Source organism: Kluyvera sp. CRP (assembly GCF_019930565.1).
GTDB lineage: Bacteria > Pseudomonadota > Gammaproteobacteria > Enterobacterales > Enterobacteriaceae > Kluyvera > Kluyvera georgiana_A.
On record NZ_CP082841.1, the window covers coordinates 2,793,210 to 2,813,542 of the forward strand.

The window sequence follows — 20,333 nt, forward strand, 5'->3', positions numbered from 1 at the left end:
TTGTCTGATTCGCTATACGTAATTTAAGGCGGCCTGTCGCATGGCGTAGAGTATAGTGCCAACTACCTTAAGCCAATCTTAACAACTCTTAACAACATCAATTTGTGCGAAATTGTTAAGCTGCGTGATAATTGACTATCACCACTAGCGTGCATTGATTAAACTTGCGCGTTTTTAGAATGCATACGAGTCATATGGACACTTTATCTTCTTCCCGGAAACGCTTAGGGCGCAAGGCGATTCTGTTCCCGCTTTGCCTCGTGCTCTATGAGTTTTCTACCTATATCGGCAACGATATGATCCAGCCCGGCATGCTCGCAGTGGTGAAGGAATTCAACGCTGGCGATGAATGGGTGCCGACCTCGATGACCGCCTACCTTGCCGGCGGTATGTTCCTGCAATGGCTGCTGGGGCCGCTATCGGACCGCATTGGCCGCCGTCCGGTCATGCTCACTGGCGTGGTCTGGTTTATCGTCACCTGTCTGGCGACTCTGCTGGTGCAAAATATTGAGCAGTTCACTTTCCTGCGTTTTTTACAGGGTGTGAGTCTGTGCTTTATTGGCGCGGTGGGTTATGCGGCGATTCAGGAGTCTTACGATGAGGCGACCTGTATCAAGATAACCGCCTTGATGGCCAACGTCGCATTGATTGCGCCATTACTGGGGCCACTGGTGGGGGCCGCGTGGATCCACGTCGCCCGTTGGGAGAGCATGTTTGTGCTCTTCGCGGTGCTGGCAGCCCTGGCTTATATCGGGCTGCATAAGGAGATGCCGGAGACGGCGACGCGCATTGGCGAGAAGCTGTCGTTAAAAGAGCTGGGGCGAGATTATCGCGAAGTGCTGAAAAATGGCCGCTTCGTGGCGGGCGCGCTGGCGACGGGTTTTGTCAGCCTGCCGCTGCTGGCGTGGATCGCGCAGTCGCCGGTGATTATTATTAGCGGTGAGGGCGCGAGCAGCTATGAATACGGCCTGCTGCAGGTGCCGATTTTCGGCGCGCTGATCCTCGGAAACCTTGTGCTGGCGCGTCTGACTTCGCGCCGCACGGTGCGCGCGCTGATCGTCGCGGGGGGATATCCCATTATGTTTGGCCTTATTCTGGCCGCTGCGGCGACGGTGGTGTCGTCTCATGCCTATCTGTGGATGACCGCCGGATTAAGCTGCTACGCCTTCGGGATTGGTCTGGCGAACGCCGGGCTGGTGCGTTTGACGCTGTTTGCCAGCGAGATGAGCAAAGGTACGGTCTCCGCGGCGATGGGCATGCTGCAAATGCTGATCTTTACCGTCGGCATTGAGCTTAGTAAACACATGTACCTGTTGGGGGGAATTGGCTTATTCAGCCTGTTCAACCTGGCCGGTGGTTTGCTGTGGCTGGGGCTGATGGTGATGTTCCTGCGGGATAAAACGGTCGGCAGCGGCTTACAGCCGCAATAACGCTACGCAGCTTATCGGGCCTACGATCGATAATCGACCAGTAGGCCCGATAACCGAGCCGGATCTTAATCAGGCAAACGGCGCTTCGCCGTTGAGCACCTTATCAATAATCTCCAGCACGCCTTCTTCGTTATTGTGCGCCGCACGATAATTCGCGACCGCTTTCACCGCTTCAGACGCATTGGCCATCGCAAAACCGTAGCCAGCCTGCTTCAGCATCTCAATATCGTTGCCGCTGTCGCCAAAAGCCACCACTTCCTCGTTACGGATGCCCCAGCGCGCCTGCAGCAGACTCAAGCCGTGTGCCTTGTGCACGCCGGGGATGATCAGGTCGATACTGCCGTGACCGGTGGTGACGGCGGTGAGCATATGACCAAGCTTGTCATCAAGCAGTGTCTGCATTTGTGGCACTTTATCGTCCGGAATATTCAGGGCGAATTTGAGAATGGTGTCGTCGAGGTTATCGAAATTCTCCACCAGCTCCAGACGGTGATAATAGTGCACCGCAATGTCGTGGAAGCGCGGGTCATAGTGCTTCAGCGTGTAGGCGCTCTGTTTACCGCAGGCGATAATCTCAATTTCCGGGCGCGTTTGCAGGAACGCCACAATCTGCTGGAAATGGTCGCGCGGCATTGAACAGTTGAAAACGTCCTCTCCGGCGTCGCGGACCCAGCCGCCATTCTCGGCAACGAAGCCAATTTCATCGACAATTTCCGGGAAGAACGACGCCAGTTGGTAGTACTGGTTGCCGCTGGCGACCACAAAGCGAATCTGCTGTTCTTTCATCCGCGCATACTGTTGGCGGAAGCGTTCGCGGTTATAGGTTTTCTTGTCGTTTAAAAATGTGCCATCCATGTCGACAGCGATCAGTTTAACGCTCATCAATGACTCTCCATTACAACGCGGGGCTCGGGTTTCGCCACCGCTTTCGCCACCAGAGCGGCAATCAGAACCAGCGCCAGGACGGCCAGCATCGCGCTACGCAGACCGTAATGTTCGCCGAGGAAGCCGAGCAGCGGCGGCCCGACCAGAAACGCCAGATAGCCAGTGGTGGCGACAACGCTGACGCGAGTTGGCGCATCCGGGCCGGTATCGCTGGCGGCGGAAATCGTGAGCGGGAAGCCAAGCGACGCGCCCAGTCCCCATAGAATAACCGACACGCCGGCCACCCAGGCGCTGTCGACAAAAATAATCAGCGCAATACCGAGCGCCCCCATCAACGCGCTGGCGCGCACCACGCTGACGCGGCTGTAGCGGTCGATAAACCAGCCGCCGGTAAAGCGCCCGACGGTCATACCCAGCGTGAAGCCGGCGTAAATGAGCGAGCCGGAGGTGGGACTAAAACCATGACCGTCCACCATCAGCAGCGGTAGCCAGTCGTTGGCTGAGCCTTCGGCGAACGCCATCGCCAGCACCACTACGCCAATCAGCATCAGCTGCATATCACGCCAGAAGGGCACGCCTTTTTCCTGGTGCTGTGCATCTTCCGCGGCGTTTTTGCCGGTGCCGTCGGGAATGGCCTTAATGGCAATGGCGATGGGGGCAATACCCACCAGCGCCGCCAGCAGAATATGCCACATCGCAGGAAGACCCAAGGCGGTGACCGCCATGCCGATGCCGGCGCCAACCAGCGTGCCGAAGCTGTAAAAGCCGTGCATCATTGGCAGTACGGTTTTTTTCATTTCGCGCTCGACCGCTGCGCCTTCAACGTTAATCGCCACTTCCGCTGAGCCAAAGCTGGCGCCAAAGATGGCCAGGCCGATAGCGAAGATCCACGCCGAGCCAAAGTGCAGCGCCAGGCTGAGGATCATCATGCCAAAGATGGCGCACGACATAGTGGTGCGAATCACCGCGCGGGTCCCGAATCGTTTCACTAAAAAAGCCGAACAAAGGATGCCGCTCATCGAACCAATCGACAGGCCAAACAGCACGATGCCCATTTCAGCAGTAGAAACCGATAAAATATCGCGGATCGCAGGCGTACGCGTAGCCCAGGAGGCCATCAATAAACCGGGTAAAAAGAAGAACATAAAGAGCGCCCACATCCGCAGTTGCAGGGCTTTACGGGAAGTTAACGTTGTCATCCATTCGCGTCGGGTCGGAAAGTGTGCAGACAACACTAACAAGACTGTGTACATTTGTACATAATCTGCATGAGGAGAATTATGGCTCGCCGACCGAATGACCCGCAGCGCCGGGAGCGCATCGTTGACGCTACGCTGGAAACGATCGCCACGCACGGCATTAATGCGGTCACGCACCGTAAAATCGCCACCTGCGCTGATGTGCCGTTGGGGTCGATGACCTATTATTTCGACGGCATTGAAGCGCTGCTGGGCGAGGCGTTTCGCACCTTTACCGATCGGATGTCGGAAGAGTATACGGCGTTCTTCGCCGATGTGACCAACACCACGGAAGCCTGTGATGCCGTTGCTGAAATCATCTTCAGCAGCCAGGTGACAACACCGAAGAACATGACCCTGATGTATCAGCTGTACGCGCTGGCGAGCAGTACGCCGTCGATGAAAGCGATTATGCAGAACTGGATGAAGCGCAGCCAGCAGACGCTGGCGCAGTGGTTCGACCCGACGACCGCCCGCGCGCTGGACGCCTTTATCGAAGGCATGACGCTGCATTTTGTCACCGATCGCCAGCCGCTGACGCGCGAGGATATTCGCAGCATGGTAGGGCGCATTGCCGGAGAGAAGCTGCGCTAGCTTAGCGTCGCGCCAGCGGTCACGTTGACGATGGTCGCGGTCATGGCTCCGGCTGCGTCAGCGGCCAAAAATGTTATCACTCCGGCGACCTGCTCGAGCGTAGGCAATTGTTTAAGCAGGGTGCCTTGCGCCGCGCCGCCCAGCCATTCGTCGACGGTGAGTTCCATTGCCTGCGCCTTCTGGCGAAAGATCTCGCCGGTATAGGAGCCCGCTTCTACGGCCCCGATAATCGCGTGTGAACGTACGCCGAGCACGCGGATGTTGCGCGGGCCTAGTTCGCTTGCCAGCGCTTTAATAAACGCCTCCGTTGCCGCACAGCCCACGATATGTCCCAGGTGTCCTGGGATTGCCATCGCGGCTGCCGGGGCGACGACGGTCAGCATCACCCCCTGGCGGCGTCCACCCAGATAGGGGGCAGCCGATTTGGCGATAATAAACTGGGCTGCCAGAAACGGATCGATTCCCTGTCTGAACTCGGCAAGGGACAGCCGCTCCAGATGTTTTCCCTGCTCATGCATAAAGCCGGTCGCGTTTACCACCACGTCGATGCCGTGAGCCTGCTCGGCCAGCTGCGCGACGCGCCGCTGCGTCGCCTGTTCATCGAGTACGTCAACGGTAAAGGTGCTGACAGTGCCCCCCTGCGCGCGCACGCTTTCGGCCACCGCGTCGAGCTTATCCTGATGGCGCGCCGCGAGATGCACCAGCGCGCCCTCGCGGGCCATGGCATGCGCTACCGCGCCGCCAATAGCACCGCTGCCGCCGAAGATAATCGCGACTTTGCCTGCTAATAACATAGGTCACCTCATGGTTCGGTGCGTGTTCTATCAGTATGGGATAGGGGGGAGGGGATGCAAGCGAAGCGAGTTTAATGTATTGATTTTGTTTGGTTTAACTGGATTTCAGGCAACAAAAAACCCATCAACCTTGAACCAAAGATGGCGGGGTTGATGGGCTCCACAAAATGGGGACATCAAAGAAAAGCAGTGGCACTAATTAAGACTCGCACCCTGAGGAAAAGTTCTGCGTTGCGCAAAAAAATTTTCTTTTCTTTGTTTTCCCCCAGTCAGGGCTAGCCGCCTAGTCCTGGCCAGATGATGATAATGAGCGTACCGGCGAGGGTTAACAGCACGTTTGCGATCGCATACGTGCCCGCATAACCCAGCGCCGGAATATTGCTGCGCGCGGTGTCGCTGATGATTTCCATTGCTGGTGCACAGGTACGCGCTCCCATAATGGCGCCGAACAGCAGCGCGCGGTTCATGCGCAGGACGTAAGCACCGAACAGGAAACAGATAACCACCGGAACCAGGCTGACAAACAGTCCCGCAACCAGCATCTGGCCGCCAACCACGCCGAGGCTGTTGCCAATGCCGCCGCCAGCGCTTAAGCCGACGCCCGCCATAAACACCATCAGACCAAACTCTTTCACCATGTTCAGCGCGCCCTGCGGGATATAGCCGAAGGTGGGGTGGTTAGCACGCAGGAAGCCAAGCATGATGCCCGCAAACAGCAATCCGGCAGCGTTGCCGACGCCGAAGCTAAAGTTGCTGAACTGGAAGGTGATCATGCCGATCATCAGGCCGATGATAAAGAAGGCGCAGAAGGCCAGCAGGTCGGTCACCTGGCTGTGGATGGAGACGAAGCCGATACGATCGGCGACGGTTTTCACGCGGCGCGCGTCGCCGCTCACCTGTAGCACATCACCTTTGTTGAGGACGATGTTATCGTCGATCGGCATTTCAATCTGGCTACGGATGACGCGGTTGAGGAAGCAGCCGTGGTCGGTCAGCTTCAGCTGCGCCAGACGGCGACCCACCACATTATGATTTTTCACCACGATCTCTTCGGTAACGATGCGCATGTCCAGCAGATCGCGGTCGAACACCTCTTTACCGTTACGGAAGCTCGGGTCCAGACGCGCATGGGCATCCGGGTAGCCAACCAGCGAAATCTCATCACCCATTTGCAGGACAGCGTCGCCGTCCGGGTTCGCCAGAATGCCGTTGCGGCGGATACGTTCGATATAGCAGCCGGTCTGGCGATAGATGCCCAGTTCACGCAGATTTTTGCCGTCGGCCCATGCAACCAGCTCTGGCCCCACGCGGTAGGCGCGGATCACCGGCAGATAGACTTTACGATTGGTGTCGGTGTCAAGACCGCGCTCGCGGGCGATCTGCTGGGCGCTGGTTTGCAGATCCTGATGCTGGAACTTCGGCATATAGCGGGCGGCGACGATCAGGCTCACCAGACCAATCAGGTAGGTCAGGGCATAACCAAGACTCAGATGATCTTGCGCCTGCGCCAGCAGAGCGCTCTCCATGCCGGAGTGGCGCAGAGTATCTCCCGCGCCCACCAGAACCGGCGTAGATGTCATGGAACCGGCAAGCAAACCGGCGGTCAGACCGATATCCCAGCCGAAGAGTTTACCGAGGCCCAGCGCAATCAGCAGCGCGCTGCCGACCATCACTAACCCCAGCATGAGATAATTTTTACCGTCGCGGAAGAAAATAGAAAAAAAGTTGGGTCCGGCTTCAACACCAACGCAGAAAATAAACAGCATAAAGCCTAAATTCAGCGCGTCGGTGTTAATACTAAAGTGCTGCTGCCCTAATAAGAGGGAGACGACTAAAACGCCAATGGAATTACCAAGTTGGATGGAGCCCAGACGTAATTTGCCAAGACAAAGCCCCAGCGCTAATACCACGAATAATAACAGGATGTAATTCCCGTTTAACAAATCTGCGACGTTTATATTCACGGAATCTAACTTATCGTTTACCAGTAACGTGTTGAAAGAAAGGGTTATTTGGTCTACTGTTGACCAAGGGCGATGGTTGGCTTAATGCTATCCTGTACCCAAAAAATAACCAGAAAATAGCGGTCAGTAGTTTAATCGTTCCTGAAAGCTACGGCTAGCAACAATCGCTTTTAGCACCGAAGTGTTTTGGCAGGGAAAGCCAAAAACTTTATCTGACTGGGCGCCCGTAAGGGTGATGAATGGGGTTTGATAGAGAATTTTTCAGGAGATGCGTGTGAAAACTGAACGCGGTTGGGTCGGTATAATATGCTGCTTTTTACTTTTTATAGTGGTCTTTTTTTCACTCGTCCTGCACGTCAAGGGCGCATTTCGCGCATCCGGAAATCCTGAACTCGGCCTGCTGTTTTTTATTATTCCAGGCGCCGTGTCCAGCTTTATCTCTCCGCGTCGTCGGGTGATGTTGCCGCTGGTGGGGGCGATTCTTGCCGCACCGCTGTGCCTGCTGCTGACGCGACTGTTTCTCGAGAATCACGGTTCTTTCTGGCAGGAGCTGGCGTGGTTGTTCAGCGCTATCTTCTGGTGTGCGCTCGGCGCGCTGTGCTATCTGTTCGTCAGTTCGTTGCTGCACGACAAACGCCGGGAAAACAAACGCCCGCTGTAGGGCGGGCGTCGTGTCACGTCTCGTTAAGCGAATCAGGCAAACAGGCCCAGGTTCTCTTTCGCCCACGCTTCAAAATCGGTGCAGCCGCCGATGTGTTTCTGATCGACAAAAATCTGCGGCACGGTTTCAACCGGTTTACCCACCGTTTTTTCCAGATCGGCTTTGCTGATGCCTTCTGCGTGAATATCCACGTAACGGTAGTTAAAATCGTCGCGCTCCTGAGTCAGTTTCTCCGCCAGCTCTTTTGCACGAACGCAATAAGGGCAGCCCGGACGACCAAAAATTACGGTAAACATAGTGTCTCTCCTCAAACGAGCGGAATAATCAATGTGCCTGTCGGCGAATGGCGCTTATCATGCCGCGCCGGACGCGCGGGGGAAAGAAGGTTCTGCCTGTTGTTCTGATTCATCAAGGCTATGTTTGGCTAATTATTTTTCCCCCGCTTACCGTTATACTCGAGCTGAATTGGCTATCAAAATACGCGACAGGTTCACAGGAGGAGAGGCATGCGTTCGCTGGGAGCACTACCGAAAAGCGTTTTAATTCTGGAGACCATCGGCATGATTGTGCTGGCGGTGGCATGGCTGTCGCTGAATCAGTACGTCACGCTGCCCGCGCCGTTCGCCAGCCCGCTGGCGGCGGTGGTGATGATCTTCGTGGGAATTGCGCTGATGCTGCCTGCCGCTGGCGTGCTATTTCTCGGCATAGCCCGCGCCGTAGCGCCGCAGCTGATGAATCCTGGCCAGTCGCGAAAAAAGGAAAACAAAGATGACACCGACCATTGAGGTATTGCTTAACCATCGCTCCATTCGTCAATTCACCGACGAACCGATTCGCGACGATCAGCGTCAGGCGATTATCGCCAGCGCCCAGGCAACGTCCAGCTCGAGCTTTTTGCAGTGTACATCGATTATTCGCATTACCGATAAGGCGATGCGCGAGCAGCTGGTCGGCCTGACCGGCGGGCAGCAGCACGTGGCGCAGGCGGCAGAATTCTGGGTATTCTGCGCCGATTTTAACCGTCATCTACAGATTTTTCCTGATGCGCAGCTGGGCCTGGCGGAACAACTGCTGTTGGGCGTGGTGGATACCGCGCTGATGGCGCAAAACGCGCTGACCGCGGCGGAATCGCTGGGTCTGGGAGGCGTGTATATCGGCGGGTTGCGTAATAACATCGAAACCGTGACCGAGCTGCTGGCGCTGCCAAAGCACGTGCTGCCGCTGTTTGGTCTGTGCCTGGGCTGGCCGGCAAGCCATCCGGATCTCAAGCCGCGTCTACCTGCCACGCTGTTGGTGCATGAAAACCACTACCAACCGATGGATCGCGAAGTGCTGGCGCAGTACGACGAACAGCTGGCGCAGTATTATCTGTCGCGCAGCACCAACGCGCGCCGCGATACCTGGAGCGACCATATTCGCCGTACGTTGGTGAAAGAAAGTCGACCGTTTATTCTGGACTATCTCCACAAGCAGGGCTGGGCGACACGCTAAAGCATGCGTTACCCGGAGGCCCGATAAGCGCAACGCTATCGGGCTGAATCTTTGTCAGGGCGCATACATTCGGCCAGGGGAAAGCGGTATGCTACGTCGGCTTTTTTTACGGTCTTTTTGGAGAGGTAAAGGGTGAAAATCGCCATTTTATCCCGGGATGGAACGCTCTACTCGTGCAAACGTCTGCGCGAGGCCGCCCTTCGCCGTGGCCACATCGTCGAGATCCTCGACCCGCTTTCGTGCTACATGAATATCAATCCGTCGGCATCGTCCATTCATTATAAAGGGCGCCAGCTGCCGCATTATGACGCGGTGATCCCGCGTATCGGCTCGGCTATCACTTACTACGGCATGGCGGCGCTGCGTCAGTTTGAAATGTTGGGCAGCTACCCGCTCAACGAATCGGTAGCGATTACCCGCGCCCGCGATAAGCTGCGTTCGCTCCAGCTGCTGGCGCGCCAGGGCATCGACCTTCCGGTGACCGGTATTGCCCATTCGCCGGACGATACCAGCGATCTTATCGACATGGTCGGCGGCGCGCCGCTGGTGGTCAAGCTGGTGGAAGGGACGCAGGGAATCGGCGTGGTGCTGGCCGAAACGCGACAGGCGGCGGAGAGCGTGATTGACGCCTTTCGCGGGCTGAACGCGCATATCCTGGTGCAGGAATACATCAAAGAGGCCAAAGGGCGCGATATTCGCTGCCTGGTGGTGGGCAATCAGGTGGTGGCGGCGATTGAGCGCCGGGCGAAGGAGGGCGATTTTCGCTCCAACCTGCATCGCGGCGGTGTCGCCACGGTGGCCGACATTACTCACGCCGAGCGCGAGATTGCGATTAAGGCGGCTCAAACCCTGGGCCTTGATGTAGCCGGTGTGGATATCCTGCGCGCAGCGCGCGGACCGCTGGTGATGGAAGTGAACGCCTCGCCGGGGCTGGAAGGGGTGGAAACCACTACCGGTATCGATATTGCCGGAAAAATGATCGCGTGGATCGAGCAACAGGCACACCCTGGATTTTGCCTGAAAATCGGTGGCTAGTGCGGCTTTCATGGTATGTGACGCTTTTTTTGCGTAAGCTATATGGCAATCTGGTTCTCAGGCCGGGCCCTGTCCCGGTCGTTTGTGTTTTATGAAATGTTACTTTACCGCATGAGGTCATAGGCAATATGGATTCTCTCGTCGTCCCGAGTCTGGATACGTTACGTCAGTGGCTCGACGAAATAGGCATGAGCTTTTTTGAGTGTGACACCTGTCAGGCGCTGCACCTGCCGCATATGCAAAATTTTGATGGCGTCTTCGATGCCAAAATTGACCTCATTGATAACGTCGTGCTCTTCTCGGCGCTGGCCGAGGTTAAGCCGTCTGCGCTGCTGGCGGTGGGGGCAGATCTGTCTGCGATTAACGCCAGCTCGCTGACCGTGAAAGCGTTTCTCGATATGCAGGATGATAATCTGCCAAAGCTGGTGGTTTGCCAGTCTTTATCCGCTGCGGTTGGGGTCAGCTTCGAACAGTTTGCGGCTTTCGTGCAGCAAAGCGAAGAGCAGGTCTCGATGGTCATCCTCGAGGCGTCCGCCCAGCAGCTGCTGTATAAGCCGGAAGAAGAAGAACAGCCGCCGGAAGATGTTCAATACCATTTTCTTCACTAATCCTCCCCGCTAAATAGCGCAGTCACTGCCATGGTGGCTGCGTATTACACGCTTTTATTCTGCTTTTAACCTTATTTTAAAGATTCTTTCACTACCTGATTGGCTCTTTTGGCTTATCAGATAGAGTGATCTTGCATAAAAAATTGATAAAAGGCGTTTTTTACGCTGACCTATAGCCTCCGGCTCGGGCTACAGTTATTCTTGCGACATATCGGTGCACCCCCTAATTATTGCTGGCAATACTCATTGTTGGCGAGAATTTTGCATCGATAGCGCGAGCAATGACTGCAGGGGAGCCCGGTCTCTTCTCTTTCATGCAGTACGAAAAAATATGCATGATTTCTGCATACTCTAAATTGCGTATATTTAGTCCGTTTGTTAACGGGCGACGAGAAGGATAAGAGATATGGCCGCCTTAAATAAAAAATGGTTAACAGGTCTGGTGACGGGGGCGCTGATGGCTGCCTCGGCAAGCGTGCTCGCTGCAGAACAAAAAACGCTGCATGTCTATAACTGGTCCGACTATATCGCGCCGGATACCGTGGCGAACTTCGAGAAAGAGACCGGGATTAAAGTCGTGTACGACGTATTCGACTCTAACGAAGTGCTGGAAGGGAAACTGATGGCAGGAAGCACAGGTTTTGACCTGGTGGTGCCGTCGGCAAGCTTCCTGGAACGCCAGCTCACTGCGGGGGTGTTCCAGCCGCTCGATAAGAGCAAGCTGCCAAACTGGAAAAATCTCGATCCGGAAGTCCTGAAGCTGGTCGCTAAGCACGACCCGGAGAATAAATACGCCATGCCTTACCTGTGGGCGACCACCGGTATTGGCTATAACGTTGATAAGGTCAAAGCCGTACTGGGCAAAGACGCGCCGCTGAACAGTTGGGATCTGGTGATGAAGCCAGAGAACCTCGAGAAGCTGAAGAGCTGCGGCGTTTCCTTCCTTGATGCGCCGGAAGAGATCTTTGCCACCGTGCTGAACTATCTGGGCAAAGATCCGAACAGCAGCAAGGCGGATGATTACACCGGCCCGGCAACCGACCTGCTGCTGAAGCTGCGTCCGAATATTCGCTACTTCCACTCCTCCCAGTACATTAACGATCTGGCTAACGGCGATATCTGCGTGGCCATCGGCTGGGCAGGCGACGTGTGGCAGGCGGCGAACCGTGCGAAAGAAGCGAAGAACGGCGTGAACGTCTCCTACTTCATTCCGAAAGAGGGGGCGCTGGCATTCTTTGACGTCTTCGCAATGCCTGCCGATGCGAAAAACAAAGACGAAGCCTATCAATTCCTTGATTACCTGATGCGTCCTGACGTGATTGCGCATATTAGCGACCATGTGTTCTACGCCAATGGCAACAAGGCTTCTACGCCGCTGGTGAGCGCGGAGATTCGCGACAATCCGGCGATTTACCCGCCGGCTGATGTCTTCGCCAAGCTGTTTACGCTGAAAGTCCAGGATCCAAAAATCGACCGCGTCAGAACGCGCGCATGGACCAAAGTGAAAAGCGGGAAATAATGCCGTTATGCACCGGGGCAGTGCAACTGCCCCAATCTGGACATCCACCACATGGCGGGTGTCCAGAGGTTGATATGACAACCGGGTCATATCGATATTCGTTTTTTGCCGGAGAGCACCAGATTGAACGACGCTATTCCCCGCCCACAGGCGAAAACCCGCAAAGCGCTCACCCCGCTGCTGGAAATCCGTAATCTGACTAAATCCTTCGACGGCCAGCACGCCGTGGATGACGTTAATCTCACTATCTATAAAGGCGAAATTTTTGCGCTGCTGGGCGCTTCCGGCTGTGGGAAATCGACGCTGCTGCGCATGCTGGCGGGCTTTGAACAGCCAACCGCCGGGCAAATCGTGCTGGACGGCGTCGATCTGGCGCAGGTTCCGCCGTATCTGCGTCCGATTAACATGATGTTCCAGTCCTACGCGCTGTTTCCGCACATGACCGTCGAGCAAAACATCGCCTTTGGTCTTAAGCAGGACAAGCTACCGAAGGCGGAAATTAGCGCCCGCGTCGCCGAGATGTTGGCGCTGGTGCACATGCAGGAGTTCGCGAAGCGTAAGCCGCACCAGCTTTCCGGTGGCCAGCGTCAGCGTGTGGCGCTGGCGCGAAGCCTCGCCAAACGTCCGAAACTGTTGCTGCTCGATGAACCGATGGGCGCATTAGATAAAAAGCTGCGTGACCGGATGCAGCTGGAAGTGGTTGATATTCTTGAACGTGTTGGCGCGACCTGCGTGATGGTCACCCACGACCAGGAAGAGGCCATGACCATGGCGGGCCGCATTGCCATTATGAACCGCGGTAAGTTCGTACAGATTGGCGAACCGGAAGAAATTTACGAACACCCGACCACCCGCTACAGCGCCGAGTTTATCGGCTCGGTCAACGTTTTCGAAGGGCTGCTGAAAGCGCGCGACGAAGACGGGCTGGTGATTGAGTCTCCGGGGCTGGTTCATCCATTGAAGGTGGATGCGGACGCCTCGGTGGTCGATAACGTGCCGGTGTACGTGGCGTTGCGCCCGGAAAAAATCATGCTCTGTGAAGATCCGCCAGCGGATGGTTACAACTTCGCCGTGGGGGAAGTTGAGCATATTGCTTACCTTGGCGATCTCTCCATTTATCACGTCCGCCTCAAAAGCGGCCAGATGATCAGCGCACAGCTGCAGAATGCTCACCGCTACCAGAAAGGGTTACCGACCTGGGGCGATGAAGTTCGTCTGTGCTGGGAAGCCGATAGCTGCGTGGTGTTGACGGTTTAAGGAGGGGCTATGAGTACGTATGAACCACCGGCCCGTCCGCACAAACCGGGCGGCTTCGCCCTGTGGCTGGCGCGGGTCAACATGAAGCACGGGCGCAAGCTGGTGATCGCGCTGCCGTATGTGTGGCTGATCCTGCTGTTCCTGCTGCCGTTCCTGATTGTGTTTAAAATCAGTCTGGCGGAAATGGCGCGGGCGATCCCGCCGTATACCGACCTGATGGAGTGGGCCGACGGTCAGCTGACGATCGCGCTGAACTTTGGCAATTTCCTGCAATTGACCGACGATCCGCTCTATTTTGAAGCGTATCTCCAGTCGTTACAGGTTGCCGCCATCTCGACGATCTGCTGCCTGCTGCTTGGTTACCCGCTGGCGTGGGCGGTAGCGCACAGCAAGCCGTCAACGCGAAACATTCTGCTGCTGCTGGTGATTCTGCCGTCGTGGACCTCGTTCCTGATCCGCGTGTACGCGTGGATGGGGATCCTGAAAAACAACGGCGTGTTGAATAATTTCCTGATGTGGCTGGGGGTAATCGATCAGCCTCTGACTATTCTGCACACCAATCTCGCGGTCTACATCGGCATTGTCTACGCCTATCTGCCGTTTATGGTGTTGCCTATTTACACCGCGCTGACCCGCATTGACTATTCGTTGGTTGAGGCCTCGCTGGATCTTGGCGCTCGCCCGCTGAAAACCTTCTTCAGCGTGATTGTGCCGCTCACTAAGGGGGGGATTATCGCCGGTTCGATGCTGGTGTTTATTCCGGCGGTAGGGGAGTTTGTGATCCCGGAACTGCTCGGCGGCCCGGACAGCATTATGATTGGCCGCGTGTTGTGGCAGGAGTTCTTCAACAACCGCGACTGGCCGGTGGCCTCGGCGGTGGCGATCGTCATGCTGCTGCTGTTGATCGTGCCGATCATGTGGTTCCATAAATATCAGCAAAAACAGATGGGGGACCACGGATGAACAATCTACCGGTCGTCCGCTCACCGTGGCGGATCCTGATTCTGGTGCTTGGCTTCACCTTCCTGTACGCGCCGATGCTGATGCTGGTGATCTACTCGTTTAACAGCTCGAAGCTGGTCACCGTGTGGGCTGGCTGGTCGACGCGCTGGTACGGCGAGCTGTTCCGTGACGATGCGATGATGAGCGCGGTGGGGCTGAGCCTGACCATTGCCGCAGCGGCCGCCACGGCGGCGGCGGTGCTTGGCACCATTGCCGCGATGGTGATGGTTCGCTTTGGCCGTTTCCGCGGTGCCAATGGTTTTGCCTTTATGATCACCGCACCGCTGGTAATGCCGGACGTCATTACCGGATTGTCGCTGCTGCTGCTGTTCGTCGCCCTGGCGCACGCCATCGGTTGGCCGGCGGATCGCGGCATGCTGACCATCTGGCTGGCGCACGTGACCTTCTGTACCGCCTACGTGGCAGTGGTGATCTCCTCGCGACTGCGCGAGCTGGATCGCTCCATTGAGGAGGCGGCGATGGATCTTGGCGCCACGCCGCTGAAGGTGTTTTTCGTGATTACGCTGCCGATGATTATGCCGGCTGTCGTTTCCGGCTGGCTGCTGGCCTTTACGTTGTCGTTGGACGATCTGGTGATTGCCAGCTTCGTCTCCGGCCCGGGAGCGACGACCTTGCCGATGCTGGTCTTCTCCAGCGTGCGTATGGGGGTGAATCCGGAGATTAACGCTCTGGCGTCGCTGATCCTTGGCGTGGTCGGAATTGTCGGATTTATCGCCTGGTATTTGATGGCGCGCGCGGAAAAACAGCGGGTACGTGATATCCAGCGTGCAAGACGCGGATAATCCACTTAAAATCGATACGGATATGCAGTCGATGCCGCGAACTTTCGCGGCATCGTTTTCATGGAAGGCGATACATTGGAACTGTTTACTCGAAGCCGTCGGTCGCACGCCCGTCTGAATGTTCCTGCTTTAGTGCAGGTGGCCGCGCTCGCCATTATTTTAATCCGCTGTCTCGACCTGTTGATGGTGTTCAACCTGTTGGGGCTAAGTGGGATAGGCGAATTTATTCATCGCAGCGTCCAGACCTGGTCACTGACGCTGGTGTTTCTCTCCAGTCTGGTGCTGGTGTTTATCGAGATTGCCTGCGCCTTTTCGCTGGTCAAAGGGCGCAACTGGGCGCGCTGGGTCTATCTGCTAACGCAGGTGATTGCCGCCAGCTACCTGTGGGCGGCCTCGCTGGGTTATGGCTACCCGGAGCTGTTCAGCATTGCCGGTGAATCGAAGCGCGAGATCTTCCGCTCGCTGGTGATGCAAAAAATGCCGGATCTGCTGGTTTTATGCCTGCTTTTCATCCCCGCCGCCTCCCGGCGATTTTTCCGCTTACAATAACGGTGATACAATCCACGCCCCATTCGTCTCAAGGTTTTTCTATGCAGTGCGCACTTTATGATGCCGACCGCTGTCGTTCCTGCCAGTGGATTGAGCGGCCCATCGCCGAACAGCTTGCCGCTAAAATGGCCGATCTCCAGACGCTGCTGGCGGATTCTACCGTCGGCGACTGGTGCGCACCCGTCTGCGGGCCGGAGCAGGCTTTTCGCAATAAAGCCAAAATGGTGGTCAGCGGCAGCGTAGAGCGCCCGCTGCTCGGCATGTTGCATCGAGACGGCACGCCGGAAGATTTAACCGATTGTCCTCTTTATCCGCCGTCGTTCGCGCCGGTGTTCGCCGCGCTTAAGCCGTTTATTGCCCGGGCGGGCCTAACGCCGTACAACGTGGCGCGCAAGCGCGGTGAACTGAAGTATTTACTGTTGACGGAAAGCCAGCTCGACGGTGGGATGATGCTGCGCTTCGTACTGCGGTCAGAAACCAAGCTGGAACAGCTGCGCGCCGCGCTGCCGTGGCTACAGGCGCAACTGCCGCAGTTGAAGGTGATCACCGCGAATATCCAGCCGGTGCATATGGCGATTATGGAAGGCGAGCAGGAGATTTTCTTTACCGAACAGCAGGCGCTGGCGGAGCGTTTTAACGGCGTGCCGCTGTGGATCCGCCCGCAAAGCTTTTTCCAGACCAACCCAACGGTGGCCAGCGCGTTATACGCTACCGCGCGTGACTGGGTACGGGCGCTGCCGGTGAATCACATGTGGGACCTGTTCTGCGGCGTGGGCGGCTTTGGCCTGCACTGCGCGACGCCGGAGATGACCCTGACCGGCATTGAGATTGCCCCGGAAGCCATTGCCTGTGCGAAGCAGTCGGCGGCAGAGTTGGGGTTGGATAAGCTGCATTTCCAGGCGCTGGACTCCACGCAATTTGCCACCGCCCAGGCGGATATTCCGCAACTGGTGCTGGTCAACCCGCCGCGCCGGGGCATTGGTAAAGCGTTATGCGACTATCTCAGCGAGATGGCGCCGCAGTATATTATTTACTCCAGCTGCAACGCGCAGACGATGGCAAAAGACATTACCCACCTGCCGGGATACCGGATCGAAAAAGTACAGCTGTTCGATATGTTCCCGCATACCGCGCACTATGAGGTGTTGACGCTGCTGGTTAAGAGCCTATCCCATTAGGCTATTTTATTCGCCATTTTGGGGCCGGGCAGTGCTCGAAATCCTCACGTACTACGTGTACGCTCCGGTTTCTGCGCGCTGTCCGGCCCCAAACTGGCTTCAACAATTACGCCTACTGGGATAGGCTCTAAGCGTTAAGCCTTCACTCCCGGAAGTTTAAATAAAATGTGATAACTCGTGACGCTCGCCTGAGTTAAGCTTGAAAAAAAGCGTAGGTGGAGCGTCATGAATAACGCAAAAAAAATCTTACTGGTGGAAGATGACCAGGATATTGCAACCCTGTTGCGCCTGAATCTGCAGGATGAGGGCTATCAGATTGTGCATGAGGCGGACGGTGCGCGAGCGTTACAGCAGCTTGAGCAATGCGTGTGGGACGCGGTGATTCTTGACTTAATGCTACCCGGCGTTGACGGACTGGAGATCTGTCGCCGTATTCGGCAGATGACGCGCTATTTGCCGGTGATTATTATCAGCGCCCGCACCAGCGAAACGCACCGCGTGCTGGGGCTGGAGACGGGGGCTGACGATTACCTGCCGAAACCGTTTTCAGTGCTGGAACTGGTTGCCCGTGTCAAAGCGCTGTTTCGTCGTCAGGAGGCGATGGGGCAAAGCATCCGTCTGGAAAGCGGGGCGATTGCCAGCCATGGTCTGACTATCGATCCGCTCTCCCGCGAGGTACGACTGCATGGGGAGTCAATCGAGCTTACGCCGCGAGAATTCGACCTGTTGTACTGGTTTGCGCGCCATCCTGGCGAGGTCTTCTCGCGCCTGTCGCTGTTGGAAAACGTCTGGGGCTATCAGCACGAAGGCTATGAACACACCGTCAACACCCATATCAATCGCCTGCGGATCAAAATAGAGAAGGATCCGGCCGAGCCGGAGATCATCCTCACCGTCTGGGGAAAAGGCTATAAGTTCGCCACTGACAAACCGGAGTCTGCACCATGAATCGACGGCTGAGCCTGAGCCAGCGTCTGACGCTGGTCTTCACCGCCATCCTGCTGCTGTGTGCGATCGCCGCTTGCAGCATACAGCTGTATAACAGCAACCAGTACGGTAATGCGATGGTGCAGCGTCTCTCCTCCGGGCTGGCGCAGCAGATCGTCAACCGCGAGCCGCTGCTGGAAGCGCGCGGCGAGGTGAATGGTCAGACTCTGAAAATGCTGTTCGATCGGCTGATGACCTTCAATCCCAGCGTCGAGCTCTATCTTCTGTCGCCCGAAGGCACGATTATCGCCGACGCGGCGCCGCCCGGACACATCAAGCGCCAGCAGCTCGACATTGAACCGGTAAAAACCTTCCTGAGCGGCGCTGCCTGGCCGGTGTACGGCGACGACCCGCGCAATCTGAATAAACGCAAGGTCTTCAGCGCAGCACCGGTGATGCAAAACGGCAATCTGCGCGGCTATCTTTATATCGTCCTCGAAGGGGAAAATTTCAACGCGCTGGCGGAGAGCGCCTGGCAGAAAACGCTGTGGAGCACCGTGGTCTGGTCGCTGCTGCTGGTGGCGCTGTTTGGCCTGCTGGCGGGGGTGATGATCTGGTACTGGGTCACCCGCCCGGTACGTCAGCTTACCGCAGATGTTGAGGGGCTGGACCGGGACAGTATCAGCGCTATCCGGCAACTCGCTCAGCAACCGCTGGAGGGAGATTCCTCGAACGAGGTGGCGATTCTGCGCAACACCTTTATCGAGCTGGCGCGCAAAATTGCCGGTCAGTGGGACCAGCTTTCTGACAGCGATCGGCAGCGCCGCGAGTTTATCGCCAATATCTCCCACGACCTGCGCACGCCGCTGACTTCGCTGTTGGGGTATCTGGAGACGCTTTCGCTGAAGGCCGATACCCTGACGCCGGAGGATAATCGTCAGTATCTGGCGATTGCGCTGCGCCAGGGGCAAAAGGTACGCCATCTGTCACAGCAATTGTTTGAGCTGGCAAAACTGGAGCACGGCGGCATCAAGCCGCAGCGGGAACCTTTTGCCATCGGTGAGCTGCTGCAGGATGTGGCGCAAAAATTCGATCTGGCGATTGAGACGCGCCGACTTACGCTGAAGGTTGAGATCCCGCGCGCGCTGCCGTTACTGAATGCCGACGTTTCGATGATTGAACGAGTCGTCACGAATCTGCTGGATAACGCCGTGCGTCATACGCCGCCGGGTGGCACGGTGATGCTGCGCGTGTGGCAGGAAAATGAACGCCTGCAGGTTGAGGTGGCGGACAGCGGGCCGGGCGTCGAGGCGGCTTTGCGGGAACAGCTTTTCCAGCGTCCTTCCGCGTTAAGCCCGCAGAGTGCGCGTGAAAACCGCGGTGGGTTGGGATTGCTGATCGTTCGCAGGATGCTGGAGCTGCACGGCGGCAGTATTCGTCTGGTCGACGCGGCGGCGGGCGCCTGTTTTCGCTTTTTCGTGCCGCTGTAGAGTAATGAACCCGGTAAGCAGGGCGCTTACCGGGATAAAGATGGCTTACTCAGCAAACCACTTATCGTTAATTTTCTGGTAGGTACCGTCGGCTTTAATCGCTTTCAACGCGCCGTTCAGTTTTTCCAGCAGCGCTTTGTTATCCGGACGTACCGCAATGCCGAGGCCAATGCCGAAGTACTGCGGGTCGGTTACTTTCTCGGTCGCGGTACCCAGCTGCGGGTTGGTTTTCAGCCACTCATTGACCACCGCGGTGTCGCCAAACACGCCGTCGATACGGCCATTTTTCAGGTCGATAATCGCATTCTGGTAGCTATCGTAGGCCACGGTTTTGACTTCCGGATGCTTGTCCATCAAGTATTTCTGATGGGTGGTACCGTTTTCCATACCGATGCGCTTGCCTTTCAGATCGTCAAAGCTTTTGAACTCACCTTTTTTAGCAATGACCAGCGCGGAGTTAGCGTAGTAGGCGTCGGTAAAGGCCACCTGCTTGCTACGTTCCGGCGTAATGTCCATACCGGAAATCACCGCGTCATATTTCTTGAACTTCAGCGCCGGAATCAGGCTGTCGAACGCATGGTTAGTGAAGGTACATTCGGCCTGCATCTGCTTACACAGCGCGTTGGCGAGATCGATATCGAAGCCGACAATCTGGTTGTTGGCATCCATGGATTCAAACGGCGGGTAGGTCGCGGAAACGCCGAAGCTGATTTTTTCTGCGGCCTGAGCGCCGAAGGTTACGGTGGCCAGTAAGGCGGCCAATACTAATTTTTTCATGGATGAGCTCCTGTCTGTCTCGCTTATAGAATGCTGCCCTGCGTGTGGCATGGAGTTACAATGCCATTATGTGAATTTATATGCAATATATTTGATTAAATATTTTATTGGCGGTGAAAAAAAACGGATAG

21 protein-coding genes are annotated in these 20,333 nt (G+C 56.4%); 15 read left to right on the forward strand and 6 right to left on the reverse strand.

The window, feature by feature from the left end; translation table 11 throughout:
• Nucleotides 1-194: 194 nt before the first annotated feature.
• Nucleotides 195-1,430 carry an MFS transporter gene (locus K7B04_RS13115; protein ID WP_223802218.1) on the forward strand — a complete coding sequence of 412 codons (1,236 nt, stop codon included), beginning with the start codon at nucleotides 195-197 and terminating at the stop codon, nucleotides 1,428-1,430.
• A 69-nt stretch (nucleotides 1,431-1,499) separates the two neighbouring features.
• Here the strand turns inward: K7B04_RS13115 and K7B04_RS13120 are convergent, their stop codons facing one another.
• Together K7B04_RS13120 and K7B04_RS13125 are read right to left on the reverse strand one after the other, a co-directional pair.
• Nucleotides 1,500-2,312, reverse strand: coding sequence for a Cof-type HAD-IIB family hydrolase (locus K7B04_RS13120; RefSeq protein WP_167576322.1), 813 nt, complete (start codon nucleotides 2,310-2,312; stop codon nucleotides 1,500-1,502).
• Nucleotides 2,312-3,514 (reverse strand): MFS transporter, encoded by a 1,203-nt coding sequence (locus tag K7B04_RS13125; RefSeq protein WP_223802219.1) that lies wholly within the window; start codon nucleotides 3,512-3,514, stop codon nucleotides 2,312-2,314. The genes K7B04_RS13120 and K7B04_RS13125 overlap by 1 nt, the downstream gene beginning before the upstream one ends.
• Nucleotides 3,515-3,595: 81 nt before the next feature.
• Here K7B04_RS13125 and K7B04_RS13130 point away from each other — a divergent pair, with 81 nt between their 5' ends.
• Nucleotides 3,596-4,147 carry a TetR family transcriptional regulator gene (locus tag K7B04_RS13130; protein WP_163446991.1) on the forward strand — a complete coding sequence of 184 codons (552 nt, stop codon included), beginning with the start codon at nucleotides 3,596-3,598 and terminating at the stop codon, nucleotides 4,145-4,147.
• Here the strand turns inward: K7B04_RS13130 and K7B04_RS13135 are convergent.
• Nucleotides 4,144-4,941 carry an SDR family oxidoreductase gene (locus K7B04_RS13135; protein WP_223802220.1) on the reverse strand — a complete coding sequence of 266 codons (798 nt, stop codon included), beginning with the start codon at nucleotides 4,939-4,941 and terminating at the stop codon, nucleotides 4,144-4,146. The genes K7B04_RS13130 and K7B04_RS13135 overlap by 4 nt on opposite strands.
• Before the next feature lie 275 nt (nucleotides 4,942-5,216).
• Nucleotides 5,217-6,905 carry an aspartate:alanine antiporter gene (locus tag K7B04_RS13140; RefSeq protein ID WP_163446987.1) on the reverse strand — a complete coding sequence of 563 codons (1,689 nt, stop codon included), beginning with the start codon at nucleotides 6,903-6,905 and terminating at the stop codon, nucleotides 5,217-5,219.
• 274 nt (nucleotides 6,906-7,179) lie between these two features.
• On the opposite strand from K7B04_RS13140, the gene K7B04_RS13145 reads away from it, so the two are divergent.
• A complete protein-coding gene (locus K7B04_RS13145; RefSeq protein ID WP_163446985.1) occupies nucleotides 7,180-7,566 on the forward strand; it encodes an inner membrane protein YbjM in 387 nt (128 codons plus the stop codon).
• Nucleotides 7,567-7,598: 32 nt separating this feature from the next.
• Here the strand turns inward: K7B04_RS13145 and K7B04_RS13150 are convergent, their stop codons facing one another.
• Nucleotides 7,599-7,862, reverse strand: coding sequence for a GrxA family glutaredoxin (locus K7B04_RS13150; RefSeq protein ID WP_064548642.1), 264 nt, complete (start codon nucleotides 7,860-7,862; stop codon nucleotides 7,599-7,601).
• A gap of 210 nt (nucleotides 7,863-8,072) precedes the next feature.
• Here K7B04_RS13150 and K7B04_RS13155 point away from each other — a divergent pair, with 210 nt between their 5' ends.
• The 12 genes from K7B04_RS13155 (at nucleotide 8,073) to K7B04_RS13210 (ending at nucleotide 19,425) form a co-directional block, all read left to right on the forward strand.
• The gene (locus K7B04_RS13155; RefSeq protein ID WP_065355635.1) at nucleotides 8,073-8,351 is read left to right on the forward strand and encodes a DUF1418 family protein; all 279 of its coding nucleotides are present in this window, start codon (nucleotides 8,073-8,075) and stop codon (nucleotides 8,349-8,351) included.
• A complete protein-coding gene (gene nfsA, locus K7B04_RS13160) occupies nucleotides 8,335-9,057 on the forward strand; it encodes an oxygen-insensitive NADPH nitroreductase (protein WP_167576320.1) in 723 nt (240 codons plus the stop codon). Before K7B04_RS13155 ends, nfsA begins: the two co-directional genes overlap by 17 nt.
• A 132-nt stretch (nucleotides 9,058-9,189) precedes the next feature.
• The gene (gene rimK, locus K7B04_RS13165; protein WP_163446981.1) at nucleotides 9,190-10,092 is read left to right on the forward strand and encodes a 30S ribosomal protein S6--L-glutamate ligase; all 903 of its coding nucleotides are present in this window, start codon (nucleotides 9,190-9,192) and stop codon (nucleotides 10,090-10,092) included.
• A 128-nt stretch (nucleotides 10,093-10,220) separates the two neighbouring features.
• Nucleotides 10,221-10,700 (forward strand): YbjN domain-containing protein, encoded by a 480-nt coding sequence (locus K7B04_RS13170; RefSeq protein WP_065355637.1) that lies wholly within the window; start codon nucleotides 10,221-10,223, stop codon nucleotides 10,698-10,700.
• Nucleotides 10,701-11,106: 406 nt separating this feature from the next.
• On the forward strand, nucleotides 11,107-12,219 hold the full coding sequence (potF, locus tag K7B04_RS13175) for a spermidine/putrescine ABC transporter substrate-binding protein PotF (RefSeq protein ID WP_065355638.1): 1,113 nt from the start codon (nucleotides 11,107-11,109) through the stop codon (nucleotides 12,217-12,219).
• Between the two features lie 123 nt (nucleotides 12,220-12,342).
• A complete protein-coding gene (potG, locus tag K7B04_RS13180) occupies nucleotides 12,343-13,476 on the forward strand; it encodes a putrescine ABC transporter ATP-binding subunit PotG (protein ID WP_163446979.1) in 1,134 nt (377 codons plus the stop codon).
• 9 nt (nucleotides 13,477-13,485) lie between these two features.
• The gene (potH, locus tag K7B04_RS13185) at nucleotides 13,486-14,439 is read left to right on the forward strand and encodes a putrescine ABC transporter permease PotH (RefSeq protein WP_064548656.1); all 954 of its coding nucleotides are present in this window, start codon (nucleotides 13,486-13,488) and stop codon (nucleotides 14,437-14,439) included.
• Complete coding sequence (potI, locus tag K7B04_RS13190; RefSeq protein WP_064548659.1) at nucleotides 14,436-15,281, forward strand: putrescine ABC transporter permease PotI; 846 nt, start codon at nucleotides 14,436-14,438, stop codon at nucleotides 15,279-15,281. The genes potH and potI overlap by 4 nt, the downstream gene beginning before the upstream one ends.
• A gap of 60 nt (nucleotides 15,282-15,341) precedes the next feature.
• Nucleotides 15,342-15,830 carry a YbjO family protein gene (locus tag K7B04_RS13195; RefSeq protein WP_223802221.1) on the forward strand — a complete coding sequence of 163 codons (489 nt, stop codon included), beginning with the start codon at nucleotides 15,342-15,344 and terminating at the stop codon, nucleotides 15,828-15,830.
• A gap of 41 nt (nucleotides 15,831-15,871) precedes the next feature.
• Nucleotides 15,872-17,008 carry a 23S rRNA (uracil(747)-C(5))-methyltransferase RlmC gene (gene rlmC / locus K7B04_RS13200; protein WP_223802222.1) on the forward strand — a complete coding sequence of 379 codons (1,137 nt, stop codon included), beginning with the start codon at nucleotides 15,872-15,874 and terminating at the stop codon, nucleotides 17,006-17,008.
• A 225-nt stretch (nucleotides 17,009-17,233) separates the two neighbouring features.
• Complete coding sequence (locus tag K7B04_RS13205; protein WP_167576318.1) at nucleotides 17,234-17,956, forward strand: response regulator transcription factor; 723 nt, start codon at nucleotides 17,234-17,236, stop codon at nucleotides 17,954-17,956.
• Nucleotides 17,953-19,425 carry an ATP-binding protein gene (locus tag K7B04_RS13210; protein ID WP_167576317.1) on the forward strand — a complete coding sequence of 491 codons (1,473 nt, stop codon included), beginning with the start codon at nucleotides 17,953-17,955 and terminating at the stop codon, nucleotides 19,423-19,425. The genes K7B04_RS13205 and K7B04_RS13210 overlap by 4 nt, the downstream gene beginning before the upstream one ends.
• A 45-nt stretch (nucleotides 19,426-19,470) precedes the next feature.
• Here K7B04_RS13210 and artJ read toward each other — a convergent pair whose 3' ends face one another.
• On the reverse strand, nucleotides 19,471-20,202 hold the full coding sequence (gene artJ / locus K7B04_RS13215; protein ID WP_163446970.1) for an arginine ABC transporter substrate-binding protein ArtJ: 732 nt from the start codon (nucleotides 20,200-20,202) through the stop codon (nucleotides 19,471-19,473).
• Nucleotides 20,203-20,333: the final 131 nt, after the last annotated feature.

Coding starts and splice junctions, on each gene's coding strand:
- artJ (WP_163446970.1), bottom strand. CDS start 20,202: ATGAAAAAATTAGTATTGGCCGCCTTACTGGCCACCGTAACCTTCGGC.
- potI (WP_064548659.1), top strand. CDS start 14,436: ATGAACAATCTACCGGTCGTCCGCTCACCGTGGCGGATCCTGATTCTG.
- K7B04_RS13125 (WP_223802219.1), bottom strand. CDS start 3,514: ATGACAACGTTAACTTCCCGTAAAGCCCTGCAACTGCGGATGTGGGCG.
- K7B04_RS13120 (WP_167576322.1), bottom strand. CDS start 2,312: ATGAGCGTTAAACTGATCGCTGTCGACATGGATGGCACATTTTTAAAC.
- K7B04_RS13115 (WP_223802218.1), top strand. CDS start 195: ATGGACACTTTATCTTCTTCCCGGAAACGCTTAGGGCGCAAGGCGATT.
- K7B04_RS13210 (WP_167576317.1), top strand. CDS start 17,953: ATGAATCGACGGCTGAGCCTGAGCCAGCGTCTGACGCTGGTCTTCACC.
- K7B04_RS13150 (WP_064548642.1), bottom strand. CDS start 7,862: ATGTTTACCGTAATTTTTGGTCGTCCGGGCTGCCCTTATTGCGTTCGT.
- K7B04_RS13195 (WP_223802221.1), top strand. CDS start 15,342: ATGGAAGGCGATACATTGGAACTGTTTACTCGAAGCCGTCGGTCGCAC.
- K7B04_RS13205 (WP_167576318.1), top strand. CDS start 17,234: ATGAATAACGCAAAAAAAATCTTACTGGTGGAAGATGACCAGGATATT.
- potF (WP_065355638.1), top strand. CDS start 11,107: ATGGCCGCCTTAAATAAAAAATGGTTAACAGGTCTGGTGACGGGGGCG.
- nfsA (WP_167576320.1), top strand. CDS start 8,335: ATGACACCGACCATTGAGGTATTGCTTAACCATCGCTCCATTCGTCAA.
- potH (WP_064548656.1), top strand. CDS start 13,486: ATGAGTACGTATGAACCACCGGCCCGTCCGCACAAACCGGGCGGCTTC.
- rlmC (WP_223802222.1), top strand. CDS start 15,872: ATGCAGTGCGCACTTTATGATGCCGACCGCTGTCGTTCCTGCCAGTGG.
- K7B04_RS13135 (WP_223802220.1), bottom strand. CDS start 4,941: ATGTTATTAGCAGGCAAAGTCGCGATTATCTTCGGCGGCAGCGGTGCT.
- K7B04_RS13155 (WP_065355635.1), top strand. CDS start 8,073: ATGCGTTCGCTGGGAGCACTACCGAAAAGCGTTTTAATTCTGGAGACC.
- K7B04_RS13170 (WP_065355637.1), top strand. CDS start 10,221: ATGGATTCTCTCGTCGTCCCGAGTCTGGATACGTTACGTCAGTGGCTC.
- K7B04_RS13130 (WP_163446991.1), top strand. CDS start 3,596: ATGGCTCGCCGACCGAATGACCCGCAGCGCCGGGAGCGCATCGTTGAC.